Here is a 13749-nt window from a genome sequence, read left to right on the forward strand (position 1 = left end):
TATTATTTAAATTATTATATTATCTCATAAATGACATTTAAATACAGCAAATTTGACATATATAAATTTATATAGTAATGTAACGTCAAGAATAATAATTCTTTTAGGAGGTGAATTTTTTGTTTAAAAAGTTTATTACTGTTTCCTTAGCTACAGCATTATTAACTTCTTCGTTAAGCTTTATTTCTGTATATGCTGCTACGCCACAAGATACAATAAATGAAAACTTACAAAAATATCAAACACTTGATAATCAAATTTTAGAATTAAATTCAAAAATTCAAGCATTAGATTTAGAAATAGATCAAACTACAATTAAGTTAAATGAAAATAATACGGCTATTGCCGATATTGAAGATCAGATAAAAACAAACGAAGCTAAATTAGAACAAACTAAAGAAGATATCGAAAGTTCTCAAGTTGTTTTAGATAACAGAGTTAGAACTATGTATAAAACAAATATGACTTCAAACATTTTAGTTAGTATTATTACTTCTAAAAGTGTATCTGAATTATTTTCAAAGGTACAAGCTATTTCAAAAATAATTTCTACCGATAAAGAAGTATTAGCTACTATTAATGAAAAGAAATCTGAGTTAGATTCAACTATTGAGTCATTAAATAATAAAAATTCAGAACTTATTGTTTTAAAAAAAACAATTGAGGAAGATTTGAAAACTGTTGAAAGCAAAAAAGCTGAACAAGAGCAATATGTAGAACAATTAAACTCTGAAAAAAAATCTGTTTTTTCAGTTATAGAAGAAAATGAAAAAATATTAATATCAAAACCTTTATCTATAGCTAACTCTTCATCAGCTTCTGCATCAGAATTGCAAAATGCTATTGATACATTAAATTCTTACATCCCATTGCTAAATAGCTCAACAACTATTAATATGGCTAAAGATGGAATTAGCAATGCTAAATCAAGAATAGATGAGCTTAATACACCTACAGTTCCTACAACTGGAACTGAAGTTGGTACTGCAATCAAAACATTAACTATGGAATCAACAGCTTATTATGGACATGCTACTACAGCCTCTGGATTAAAGCCAGTTAGAAACCCTGATGGCATTAGTACTATTGCTGTTGATCCTAGTGTAATTCCATTAGGTTCTAAAGTTTATGTCTCTGGATATGGTGTAGCTATTGCTGCCGATACTGGAGGAGCAATTAAGGGAAATATTATTGATGTATATCTTAACACTTATGAAGAATGTATGTCATGGGGAAGAAGACAAGTTACTGTACAAATTTTAGAATATCCATGATAATTAGCTGTGGTAAGCTTTTAGGATAAACCTCCTGAAAGCTTACCATTTTAATTTTAACAATACTTAATAGCCATATGTTTCATTAATTAATAATATAAATATTCTATTAGGAACTGGCTTCTTTATCACTGTATACTCACGACAAATCCTTTCTGGACTATTACAATTCATGCACTTCCCTGTAACTGTACATGGAGTTTTCCTATTTAACCTTTTTGCATTCGCTGGTGCTGCTAAATTTTCAACTCTATAAATTGCTTCATTTATATCTTTTACAATTTTATTTACTCCAGCAATAACTATTACCTTATCTGGACCATAAAGCATTGCTGCAACCCTATTTCCATTACCATCAACATTATATAATTCTCCCTCTTCTGTTATTGCATTAGTACTTGTAAAATAAGCATCACAAAAGAAAGACTTCCTATATATTTCCTTTATTTCATCAGCAGTTAACCCTTCTTTATATCTATCTAGTAATTCATATCTTCCACTTCTTAAATGTTCCATTATTTTAGCTTCAAATAATGTCATTGATCCCCCAAAGCTAACTTTACTGCCTTTATTAACTAATTCTTCTATTTTATTAATAAGCTCATTTTCTGTATTAATTAAATAACCCTCCATATTATTTTTTCTTAACGCTTCTAAAGTCCTATTTATTTTCACTTCATTAACCCATTTTAAATTACTATCCATTTAAATCTAACTCCTCAAATTTATTTATATTAAAATTTTAATCCAATATTTATTATAATCCAATAATATAATTTATTTTTTTATTATTTATGTTATTATATTTATAAAACTCTAATTCTAGAAAGGATTAATATTATGAATTGGATTGAAAAAATAAAAAATTATGAGCCTTATAATGAACAAGAATTTAAAGATAAAGATTTAATACTAAAATTTATTGTTTCACACAATGATGTTTTAACACGTAACAATTCTGTTGCCCATATGACTAGTTCTGGATATATAGTTAATAAATCAAGAACTAAAGTCTTAATGATTTATCATAATATTTACAAAAGCTGGGCATGGACTGGTGGGCATGCTGATGGTGATTCAGATTTACTACACGTTGCTATCAAAGAAGCTAAAGAAGAAACAGGACTAAAAAATGTAACTCCTGTAATCAATGATATTCTTGGATTAGATGTTCTAACTGTAAATGGTCATATTAAGAAAGGTGAATATATTTCGTCACATTTACATTTATCTATAGCTTATCTTTTAGAAGCCTGTGAAGAGGATGAACTTATAATTAATGAAGAAGAAACTAGTGGTGTTAAGTGGATTCCAATTGATGAATTACATGTTCATTGCAATGAACCATACATAATAGATACTGTTTACTCTAAATTTAATAAAAAAATTAAGGAGCTGAATTTATAAATTCAGCTCCTTACTATTAATCTTGTGCTAACTTCTTATAGTTTTCTAATCTTTCTTTAGCATCTTTTTCTGTCTTATCAAATAATTCTTCAGCTAATTCTGGGAAAACTTTAGCTAGGGCTGCATATCTTACCTCACCCATCAAGAAATCCTTAAAATCTTCCTTTGGTTCTTTTGAATCTAATGTAAATGGATTCTTTTCTCCCTTTAATGAAGGATTATATCTGTAAAGATTCCAATATCCGCAATCTACAGCCCTCTTTTGCTCATCAGGAGTATTACTCATACCAGATTTTATTCCATGGCTTATACATGGTGCATATGCAATAATTAATGATGGCCCATTATATTTTTCTGCTTCAGTTATAGCTTTAATTGTTTGATTTTTATCTGCACCTAATGATACTTGTGCTACATAAACATATCCATAACTCATAGCCATCATTCCTAAATCTTTCTTCTTAGTTCTCTTTCCTGAAGCTGCAAATTTAGCTATTGCCGCTGTAGGTGTAGATTTTGATGCTTGACCTCCAGTATTTGAATAAATTTCTGTATCAAATACAAGTACATTAACATCTTCATTACTTGCAAGCACATGATCTAATCCACCATAACCAATATCATATGCCCATCCATCTCCACCAAATATCCATTGTGATCTCTTAATGAAGAATTCTTTATCCTTTAATATTTCTTTTGCAATCTCTTCATTACAACCTTGTAAAGCAGATTCTAACTTTTCTGCCCTTTCTCTTGATCCTTCGCCTTCATCTTTATTATTTAACCATTCTTCCATTGCTTCTTTTGCACTACTACATAAACCTTCATTTAATGCTTTTTGAATCTTTGAAGCAATTCTTTCTCTTATAGTTTTAACTCCCATAAACATTCCAAGTCCATATTCTGCATTATCTTCAAATAAAGAGTTAGCCCATGCTGGTCCATAGCCTTCTTGATTTTTTGTATAAGCTGTTGCTGCTCCTGATGATGCCCAAATTGAAGAACATCCTGTAGCATTTGCTATTACCATTCTATCACCAAATAATTGAGTTACTAATTTTGCATATGGAGTTTCTCCACAACCTGCACATGCGCCTGAGAACTCTAATAATGGTTGTTCAAATTGACTTCCTTTAACTGTGTTCTTGTTCATAGGATTTTTCTTATTCTTTATATCTTCTACTGCAAATTCCCAAGCCTCTATTTGATCATGTTGTGAATCAAATGGTTTCATAACAAGTGCTTTTCCTGGAGCTGGGCATACCTCTGCACAATTAGAACATCCAGTACAGTCAAGTGGTGTAACTCCTATAGTATAAAAATAAGAAACATCTCCCTTAACACCTTTTGCTTCAAGTTTTTTAAAGCTTGAAGGAGCATTTTTAACTTCTTCTTCTGTTGATAAGAAAGGTCTAATACATGCATGTGGACATACATATGAGCATTGATTACATTGAATACAATTTTCTGGAATCCACTCTGGAACATTAACTGCTATTCCTCTCTTTTCATATTTAGTAGTTCCATGCATAAATGTACCATCTTCTATATTATTATTTACAAAAGCTGATACAGGCAAGTTGTTTCCTTCAAGCTTATTAATAGGAATACAAATATTTCTTACAAAATCAGGAACACTCATTTCTTCTTGAAGTTTGTCATCACTTGCAGACTTCCATGAATCTGGAACATCAATTTTTATTACTGATTCTAATCCTTTATCTATAGCAGCATAATTCATATTTATAACTTTTTCACCCTTTTTACCATATGAAGTAACTACTGCTTCTTTTAAATACTTAATAGCTTCATCAACTGGAATAATATTAGCAAGTTTAAAGAAGGCTGCTTGCATTATCATATTAATTCTTCCGCCTAAACCTATTTCTTGAGCTATTTTCACTGCATTTATTGTATAGAAATTTATATTGTTTTCAGCAATATATTTTTTCATTTTTCCTGGTAATTTTTCATCTAGTTCTTCTTTATCCCATATAGTATTTAATACAAATACACCATTTTTTCTTAAACCTTCTAATACATTATATGAATATACATATGATTGATTATGACAAGCAACAAAATCAGCCTTATCTATTTCATAATGTGATTTTATTGGATTTTTACCAAATCTTAAGTGAGAAATAGTTATCCCCCCCGATTTTCTTGAATCATAAGCAAAATATCCTTGTGCATACATATTAGTATGATCACCAATTATTTTAATTGCACTCTTATTAGCACCTACTGTACCATCTGATCCAAGTCCCCAGAACTTACAAGCTGTTGTGCCCTCAATAGCTACATCTATTTCATTATCAGGTATTAATGATAAATTAGTTACATCATCTGTAATACCTATAGTAAATCTATTTTTTGGATTTTCATTTGCTAAATTACTATAAACAGCTGCAATGTCTGCTGGATATGGGTCCTTTGATCCTAAACCAAATCTTCCTCCTACTACCTTTGGTGGATTTTCCATATCATTTACAGCTCTTAATATATCTAGATATAAAGGTTCACCTATTGAACCTGGTTCCTTAGTTCTATCTAATACTGCAATTTTTTTAACTGTATTTGGAATAGTATTTAATAACCTTTCAATACTGAATGGTCTATATAATCTTACTTTTATTAATCCAACCTTTTCCCCTTTATTTCTTAAATAATCTATTGTTTCCTCAACTACTTCACTAATAGATCCCATCGAAATTATTATTCTATCTGCATCAGGTGCACCATAATAATCAAAGCAATGATATTCTCTTCCTGTTAATTCAGTAATTTTACTCATATACTCTTCAACTACTGCTGGTATATCATCATAATATTTATTTAATGATTCACATAATTGGAAATATACATCTGGATTCTGTGCAGTTCCTCTAGTTACTGGGTGACTTGGGTTTAATGCATTCTTTCTAAAGTTATCTAAAGCTTCATAATCTAAAAGCTTAGCTAATTCATCATATTCTAAAACTTCTACTTTTTGTATTTCATGAGAAACTCTAAAACCATCAAAGAAGTTTACAAATGGCATTTTTGCTTTAAGTGCAGCTAAATGTGCCACAGGAGATAAATCCATTACCTCTTGTACTGAACCCTCTGCTAGCATTGCACAACCTGTTGCTCTTGCTGCCATAACATCTTGATGATCCCCAAATATACTTAATGATGAAGTTGCTAATGCTCTTGCTGCAACATGTAAAACACCAGGTAATCTTTCACCTACCATCTTATACATATTAGGTATCATAAGTAATAAACCTTGTGATGCTGTATATGTAGTTCCTAATGCTCCACTTTGAAGTATTCCGTGAAGTGCACCTGCTGCCCCAGCTTCTGATTGCATTTCTACAACCTTTACCGGCTCTCCAAATATATTCTTCTTTCCTTGAGCTACCCATTCATCAATATGCTCAGCCATAGGAGATGAAGGTGTTATTGGATAGATTGAACTTACTTCTGTAAATGCATATGAAACATAAGCAGCCGCTGTATTACCATCCATTGTCTTCATTTTTCTCATAGTTCTTACCTCTCTTTCATTAATTTTTCAAATTATATTATGTTTTAAGCTTTTACCAAATAAATTTTTACTCTTTAATAGTATTTAAAAAATAAAAAATAATATGTATTTACGTTGAATACTTTTTATTTTCCTTTTTTTATATTCAAGCATTGACTATATAATTTCAAAGTATTATACTAATAATATAAATTAATATAATATCGCGGGGTGGAGCAGTTGGCAGCTCGTTGGGCTCATAACCCAAAGGTCGTAGGTTCAAGTCCTATCCCCGCAACCAAAAAAAGAATATCTTTACGATATTTTTTTTTATTATTATTTTAAAAATATCTTTTTTCATTAAAAATCTGTAACAAAAAAAGATATAGAATATTTATTCTACTAAATATCCTATATCTACTTTATTAATAAATCTTTTTAATTTCTATTTATCACTTTAACCTGCAATGATTCAATTACATCTAAAGCCTTTTCATGTAAATCATTATCAAAGCTTGCGCATAGTGATGCATCTACCATAATATCAGCATTTATATATTGTGATTGTAATGTTACTACATTGCTTATTACGCATATGTTAGTTACAACCCCTACTATTTCAATACAATCTATGTTATCTCCTATTCTTTCGACTAATTTAATCATCATTTCTGGCGAAATTCCAAAAGAATATTTGTTTATATGAATAGCATTTGAATTTTCTTTAAACTCACTAAGTTTTCCATATAACTCATGCCCTTTAGTATTTATTATACAATGCGGTACTGGTAAACTCTTTCCCTCTCTTGTATTTAAATATTCTTCTGAATGTGTATCATATGTAAAAACTACATTGTGACCTTCATTTAAATAACTTTTAACTTTATTATATATATTATTCTCTAAGTTTTCAGCCCTTACAAAACCTAAAGCCCCATTAACAAAATCATTTTGATAATCAATTACTACTAATAATTTTTTCATAACCTTTCCTCCATTTAGCTTATACATATACTACTATATTTTACTCTATAACATTACTAATGTATATACACCTTTCAAAAATTTATATAACAGTTATAATTTAGTATTGATTTTTGTTAAAATTTTATTTTATTTTACCATTTTTCCTTTAATAAATTATTATTCTTATATATAATAGAAAGGTGATTAAATTAATATAGTTACAATGGAGGTAATTTGATGGAGTTTTTAGAAATTATTAAGGCCATAATTCTTGGTATCGTTGAAGGTATTACAGAATGGCTTCCTATCAGTAGTACTGGACATATGATTTTAGTTGATGAATTCTTGAAACTAAATGTTTCTAAAGAGTTTATGGATATGTTCTTAGTAGTTATACAACTCGGTGCTATTTTTGCAGTTATTTTATTATATTGGAAAAAAATATTCCCATTTAAATATGATAATGGCGTTAAAATTGAAAAAGATACTTTAATAATGTGGGTTAAAATTTTAATTGCATGCGTTCCTGCTGCTATTGTTGGACTTTTATTTGATGATCAGCTTAATGCATTATTCTTCAATCCTACTACAGTTGCCGTAATGCTAATACTGTTTGGTATTTTATTTATAGTTATAGAAAACTATAATAAAGGTAAAAGACCTAAAATTAATAGTTTAGCTGAAATAACTTATACAGTTGCAATTATGATAGGACTTTTCCAACTTATAGCTGCGATTTTCCCTGGAACTTCTCGTTCAGGTGCTACTATTGTTGGAGCATTATTGATTGGTGTTTCTAGAACTGTAGCTGCAGAATTTACATTCTTCCTTGCAATTCCAGTTATGTTTGGAGCTAGTGCTTTAAAACTTGTTAAATTTGGACTTCAAACAGGATTTGCTATGACAGGAAATGAATTAACAATATTATTAGTTGGAATGGTTGTAGCCTTTATAGTATCAATAATTGCTATTAAATTCTTAATGTCTTACATAAAGAATAATGACTTTAAGATTTTTGGATGGTATAGAATTGTTCTTGGTATAATTGTTCTTTTATATTTCTATGTTATTAGATAGTATAATATAAAAAAGGGATTGTTTAAAACTAATAATTCACTTAATAACTAGATTGCAAAGCAATTTATTAAAGTGAGAACTAGAGTTTTGATTCAATCCCTTTTTAATACTATTACATCAATATAATTCATATATATCAGAAAATTCTATATGTATTTTTTGTACTAATGGCTTATTATCTACATCTATTATTTTATTATCATTCTCTTCTTCAGATTCTATTCTAACATTAGGTAATTTAACAACAAATTCACTACCTTTTTCAATCCCCTTTTCTAGATACACCTGCCCACCATGTAATTCTACTAATGACTTAACTAAAGCTAATCCTATACCACTACCTTCTTTTTTTCTATTAAATGACTTATCCTCTTGTACAAAGCGTTTAAATATCTCTTCTTGTACTTCTTCTGATATTCCAACACCATCATCTTTAACTCTTATAGTGACATAATCGTCATCTGCATCCATAAAAACAAATATATTACCATTATAATTAGTGAACTTAACAGCATTAGAAAGTAGATTTAGAATAACTCTTTCTATACTTTCAGGATCACATCTTATTTCTAGTTCCTCAATATATGTATCAAATAATACATTAATATTTTTAGATTCTACATAAGGAACGATTGATAATATTATATCCTCAACTAAACTAACAATTTCATAATTAACAAAAGTTAGACTCATATATCCAGAATCTATTTTAGTCATATCTACTAAATTATTAACTAATCTTAATAATCTATAACAATTCTGCTTTATAGTATTGTCATATTTATTATAAGCATCCCATAATGCCCTGTCCCCTTCTTTTTTATTAATATCTAATAACTGAACACATGAATAAATTATATTTATAGGTGTCTTTATTTCATGTGATAAATTTGCAAAAAACTGTCCTTTTGCCTTTTCAACTTCTTTTATTTCTTTGTATTTTATTTTTAACTTTTTAAAGTCATTTACTTGACTATTTAATCTAATACTCTCTTCTATACGTCTAACAACTTCGATATACAAACCAATAAGCAATATAAGATAAGCAATAAATGTTAATACCTTGTTATACTCAATAACCTTATTACTACATCCATTAAATAATTCAAAATAAAATACTCTTCTAATTGTGAATATACTAATAGTTGTTATAAAAATTGTATATATAAATTCTCTTTTTCTCATACACCTTATAGCTAATAACCCTAATAATATGGCATAATAAATTAATATATTGATCTGAAATATATCCCATATAAATGTATTTCTTTCTTGAAAAAATATATTTATATTGAATTTTAATTCTAAATACGTTCCTATAATATTAATTACTAAAACTAATATTATAGATACTCTCTTTTTCTCAATAATTTTTTTTACATATTTACTTTCATTAAAAATAGCAATAGTTAATAAAAATATTCTAAAAATAAAAGGAAATGTTATTAAACGCTCTGATAATCCTATACTTTGAACAATATAATTTACATAAATATATTCAATAAAAATGCTTATATATGATAAAGTTAAAATAAAGAATTCATTATTCCTATACATATAGTAATATAATAAACAACATGGTATAGCTATTATACCTATTATTATATTAATTGAGTTTAAATCCTTAAGTATAGGTAATGATTTTATTTCATTAACATTGATTACTTTTATTAATATAATACTACATATTAAAAATAATATAGTTGATATAAACATATAAATAATGTATTTTTTACTTTGTTCTTCATATTTTTTTGTTTTTTCCATACTTCTATATTTTACCCCATTATTATTTATTTTTTTATTACTAACCCTCACAATATTACCACAATTCTTATGATTTTATCTATAATTTAAGAAAATTAATTTTTTCATCATCTTAAAATTTACTTTTTGATTATATTAAGAAAATATTACCTTCATATTGCATATAATAATTAAAGCAATAAGTTAAGTGATTTTATGAATACTCTTATAGAATTAAATGATTGTATTTTACTTGGAGCTGGAGCTGAAGGTAGTGTTTATTTAACACCAGAAGGATTTGCTTTAAAACGCTTTAATACAATAAAAGCTGCAAAGAAGGAAGCATCTATACTGGACAATGTTAAAGATAGTCGTTTTTTTCCTAATGTTATTATTAGAATTAGCAATATAGTAGTTAGAGAATTTGTACAAGGTGAGAATTTATCACAACATCTCAAAAATAATGGATTATCTTATTCTCTTTCTAAAGAATTAATTGATCTAATAGAAGACTTAAAAAGATTAAAATTTAAACGAATTAATATTAGAAATGCTCATATCTTCATAGATAAAAATGAAAAATTAATGGTTATTGACCCAAGAAAACCATATTCAAAAATTACTCCTTATCCAAAAGATATAATTAAAATACTTTTAAATTTAAATTTATTTGATGACTTTTTAAAAAATGTTGTAATTTATAGACCTGATTTACTAGATTATTGGATTGAGGGCTATGACTTTGTCGTTTGTAAATATAGACACCTCTTAAGATATCGATAATTTAAAATATATTGCAAACTACAGTGAAAACGAAAAATTAATGATATAACCAGAAGAAAGTATAATATAATAAACTTTAGATTTTAATTATTATTGTAATAAAACTAGCGTTAAAAAGCTGAGACAACCATTAGGATCTTCGAAGCTTTAGCTAGTTTTATTGAAATAATAATATAAATTTGCTAAGAATTTATATTATTTAATGGAGGTTATATCATCAATTTTCGGCATCACAGCATCTAAAGTTTAGTTCGCAATTTAGTTATAGTGCTTCTATTGATACTACATCATATCCTTGCTCTTCTATTTTTTCTTTTACTTCTTCATTACTAGATGATGTTTCTACAATTGCATATTTTTCTTCTAAGTTTACCTGAATTTTCCCTGAGTCCTTTAATTCAGCTAATGCCTCTTTTACATGACTAACACAATGATTACAACTCATACCTTCAATAAATATCTTTTTTAACATACATTCTTACTCCTTTATTTTTAATATAATAATATTATTTAATTATCTTTATAAATTTATTTAAAATATTTTATTTTTTATATTATCAAACCTTAAATCTCTTAAGCCTTAATGCATTTGCAAGAACTGAAACAGAACTTAAACTCATTGCAGCTGCTGCAATCATTGGATTCAGTAATGGTCCCCCAAATAAATGAAGTACGCCCATAGCTACTGGTATACCTAAAACATTATATCCAAATGCCCAGAAAAGATTTTGTTTTATATTTCTTATTGTTGCTTTACTTAATTTTATTGCTAAAATAACATCCATTAAATCACTTCTCATAAGAACTATGTCTGCAGATTCCATAGCAACATCTGTTCCTGATCCTATTGCAATTCCTATATCCGCTTGTGCAAGAGCTGGTGCATCATTTATTCCATCTCCAACCATAGCCACTTTTCTATTTTCTTCTTGCAATTTTTTAACTTCATTTGCCTTATCTTCAGGTAATACCTCTGATAATACTATATCTATTCCCACTTGTTTTGCTATTGCATCTGCAGTTTTCTTATTATCTCCAGTTATCATAGCAACCTTAATTCCCATATTATGAAGTTCCTTAATAGCTTTAATACTACTTGGTTTTACAGTATCAGCAACGGCTATAATTCCCTCTAAAGAATTATTAATTGCAATATACATAGGTGTCTTTCCTTCATGAGCCAACCTATCTGAATCTTTTTGAAGAACTCCAATATCTATAGAGTTTTCTTTCATTAATTTTAAATTTCCAAGTAATATAGTGTCTCCTTCTATTATAACTTGAATTCCATGACCAGGGATTGCATTAAAACTTTCTAATTGCTTTAATTCAATATTTTTTTCTTCTGCATCTCTAACAATAGCTTCACCTAAAGGATGTTCTGAACCTTTTTCTGCACTTGCTGCTAAAGATAATAAATCACTTTTATTTCTTTCTTTAGTAACTATATCTGTTACTACTGGCTTACCTTCAGTAATGGTCCCTGTTTTATCAAATACTATGGTATCTATCTTATGAGTTATTTCTAATGCTTCTCCACCTTTAATTAAAACACCGTTTTCTGCACCCTTTCCAGTACCAACCATAATGGCTGTTGGTGTTGCTAACCCTAATGCACATGGACACGCAATTACCAATACAGATATAAATATTGTTAATGAAAATATAGGTGTTTCACCTGCAATTAGCCATGCTACCGATGCAAGTATTGCTAATCCAATTACTATTGGCACGAAATATGCTGATATTACATCTGCCATTTTTGCTATTGGAGCCTTTGATCCTTGAGCATCTTCTACTAATTTTATAATTTGAGCTAATGCAGTATCCTTACCTACCTTAGTTGCCTTATATTTAATAAATCCTGTTTTATTAATGCTAGCTCCTATAACATTACTTCCTATAGCCTTCTCTACTGGAATACTCTCTCCTGTAAGCATTGATTCATCAATAGATGTTGTTCCTTCAATAACCTCACCATCTACAGGCAATTTTTCTCCTGGTTTAACTAATATTATATCTCCAACTATAACTTCATCTATAGGAATTATAGCTTCTTTTCCATCTCTAATTATCGTTGCAGTTTTAGGTACCAATCCCATTAACTTTTTAATAGCCTCTGATGTTTTTCCCTTTGAAATAGCTTCTAAGTATTTTCCTAGCGTTATAAGTGTTAATATTGTAACTGCTGCTTCAAAATATAAATGCATAGCATAACTAGTATCACCAGTAGCTATTTTATACATTCCAAAGATACTATAAAGAAATGCTGCACTTGTTCCAACCGCTATTAAAGAGTCCATATTAGGACTTAATTTAAATAGATTTTTATATCCTATTAAATAAAATTTATATCCAACTATCATAACTGGTATTGTTAATATTATTTGAAATAATGCAAAATTCATTGGATTTATCATTGGATCAATAATTTTAGGTAATGGCATCCCTACCATATGTCCCATAGTTACAATTAATAATGGTATTGTAAAAATACATGAAAAAATAAGTCTTCTTAATAACTTATCTTTATCACTTAACTTCTTTTCACCATTTTCTTTATCTTCTTCTCTTATAAGCTTATATCCTGCTTTTTCAACAGCTCTTTTTATATCTCCATATGTTACTACATCATCATCTACAGTTATACTTAACTTTTCAGTAGTAAGATTAACTACAGAGTTTTCTACACCATCAATTTTTTTTGTTACCTTTTCTACTCTACCTGCACATACAGCACAAGTCATACCCTCAACCTTATAAGTATGAGTTTTAATATTTTTAACTACCTTATAACCTAAAGCTTCAACCTTCTTTTCAATATCATAAGAGGATACTTTATTTTCATCAAAATCAACAGTTAAAACTTCTGTTGTTAAATTAACATTAGCATCCTTCATTCCATCCATTTTTTTAACTCCACGCTCAACTCTATTTGCACAAGCTGAACATGTCATTCCCCCAACTTTATACTTTTTATTCACG

Annotated in this window: 10 protein-coding genes and 1 tRNA gene; 5 read left to right on the forward strand and 6 right to left on the reverse strand. The window is 28.2% G+C overall.

Going from position 1 to position 13749, the window contains the following annotated elements; genetic code table 11:
• The first annotated feature begins 119 nt into the window (after positions 1-119).
• Positions 120-1274 (forward strand): 3D domain-containing protein, encoded by a 1155-nt coding sequence (locus I4V51_RS06015; RefSeq protein ID WP_243281419.1) that lies wholly within the window; start codon positions 120-122, stop codon positions 1272-1274.
• Positions 1275-1340: 66 nt separating this feature from the next.
• On the opposite strand, the gene I4V51_RS06020 is transcribed toward I4V51_RS06015, so the two are convergent.
• The gene (locus I4V51_RS06020; protein ID WP_195987421.1) at positions 1341-1979 is read right to left on the reverse strand and encodes a lactate utilization protein; all 639 of its coding nucleotides are present in this window, start codon (positions 1977-1979) and stop codon (positions 1341-1343) included.
• 135 nt (positions 1980-2114) lie between these two features.
• Here I4V51_RS06020 and I4V51_RS06025 point away from each other — a divergent pair, with 135 nt between their 5' ends.
• The gene (locus I4V51_RS06025) at positions 2115-2681 is read left to right on the forward strand and encodes an NUDIX hydrolase (RefSeq protein WP_195987422.1); all 567 of its coding nucleotides are present in this window, start codon (positions 2115-2117) and stop codon (positions 2679-2681) included.
• A 16-nt stretch (positions 2682-2697) separates the two neighbouring features.
• Here the strand turns inward: I4V51_RS06025 and nifJ are convergent, their stop codons facing one another.
• Positions 2698-6213: a pyruvate:ferredoxin (flavodoxin) oxidoreductase gene (nifJ, locus tag I4V51_RS06030; protein WP_195987423.1), complete on the reverse strand. Its 3516-nt coding sequence runs from the start codon at positions 6211-6213 to the stop codon at positions 2698-2700.
• Between the two features lie 204 nt (positions 6214-6417).
• Here nifJ and I4V51_RS06035 point away from each other — a divergent pair.
• Positions 6418-6493: transfer RNA gene (locus I4V51_RS06035), tRNA-Met, on the forward strand.
• Between the two features lie 137 nt (positions 6494-6630).
• Here I4V51_RS06035 and I4V51_RS06040 read toward each other — a convergent pair.
• A complete protein-coding gene (locus I4V51_RS06040) occupies positions 6631-7176 on the reverse strand; it encodes an isochorismatase family cysteine hydrolase (RefSeq protein WP_195987424.1) in 546 nt (181 codons plus the stop codon).
• 219 nt (positions 7177-7395) lie between these two features.
• Here I4V51_RS06040 and I4V51_RS06045 point away from each other — a divergent pair, with 219 nt between their 5' ends.
• The gene (locus tag I4V51_RS06045) at positions 7396-8235 is read left to right on the forward strand and encodes an undecaprenyl-diphosphate phosphatase (protein ID WP_195987425.1); all 840 of its coding nucleotides are present in this window, start codon (positions 7396-7398) and stop codon (positions 8233-8235) included.
• Between the two features lie 117 nt (positions 8236-8352).
• Here I4V51_RS06045 and I4V51_RS06050 read toward each other — a convergent pair whose 3' ends face one another.
• On the reverse strand, positions 8353-10002 hold the full coding sequence (locus tag I4V51_RS06050; RefSeq protein WP_195987426.1) for a HAMP domain-containing sensor histidine kinase: 1650 nt from the start codon (positions 10000-10002) through the stop codon (positions 8353-8355).
• Positions 10003-10197: 195 nt separating this feature from the next.
• Between I4V51_RS06050 and I4V51_RS06055 the strand changes: the two genes are divergently transcribed.
• The gene (locus tag I4V51_RS06055; protein WP_195987427.1) at positions 10198-10764 is read left to right on the forward strand and encodes a serine/threonine protein kinase; all 567 of its coding nucleotides are present in this window, start codon (positions 10198-10200) and stop codon (positions 10762-10764) included.
• 262 nt (positions 10765-11026) lie between these two features.
• Here the strand turns inward: I4V51_RS06055 and I4V51_RS06060 are convergent, their stop codons facing one another.
• Positions 11027-11236 carry a cation transporter gene (locus I4V51_RS06060; RefSeq protein ID WP_195987428.1) on the reverse strand — a complete coding sequence of 70 codons (210 nt, stop codon included), beginning with the start codon at positions 11234-11236 and terminating at the stop codon, positions 11027-11029.
• An 85-nt stretch (positions 11237-11321) separates the two neighbouring features.
• A complete protein-coding gene (locus I4V51_RS06065; RefSeq protein WP_195987429.1) occupies positions 11322-13748 on the reverse strand; it encodes a copper-translocating P-type ATPase in 2427 nt (808 codons plus the stop codon).
• Between the last annotated feature and the right edge of the window lies 1 nt (position 13749).

The sequence above is a fragment of the Clostridium sp. D53t1_180928_C8 genome, assembly GCF_015667795.1.
Classification (GTDB): domain Bacteria; phylum Bacillota; class Clostridia; order Clostridiales; family Clostridiaceae; genus Clostridium.

Bases quoted from the DNA above. Each gene is read 5' to 3' on its own strand.
- I4V51_RS06020 (WP_195987421.1), bottom strand. From the start codon at position 1,979: ATGGATAGTAATTTAAAATGGGTTAATGAAGTGAAAATAAATAGGACT.
- I4V51_RS06025 (WP_195987422.1), top strand. From the start codon at position 2,115: ATGAATTGGATTGAAAAAATAAAAAATTATGAGCCTTATAATGAACAA.
- nifJ (WP_195987423.1), bottom strand. From the start codon at position 6,213: ATGAGAAAAATGAAGACAATGGATGGTAATACAGCGGCTGCTTATGTT.
- I4V51_RS06040 (WP_195987424.1), bottom strand. From the start codon at position 7,176: ATGAAAAAATTATTAGTAGTAATTGATTATCAAAATGATTTTGTTAAT.
- I4V51_RS06045 (WP_195987425.1), top strand. From the start codon at position 7,396: ATGGAGTTTTTAGAAATTATTAAGGCCATAATTCTTGGTATCGTTGAA.
- I4V51_RS06050 (WP_195987426.1), bottom strand. From the start codon at position 10,002: ATGGAAAAAACAAAAAAATATGAAGAACAAAGTAAAAAATACATTATT.
- I4V51_RS06055 (WP_195987427.1), top strand. From the start codon at position 10,198: ATGAATACTCTTATAGAATTAAATGATTGTATTTTACTTGGAGCTGGA.
- I4V51_RS06060 (WP_195987428.1), bottom strand. From the start codon at position 11,236: ATGTTAAAAAAGATATTTATTGAAGGTATGAGTTGTAATCATTGTGTT.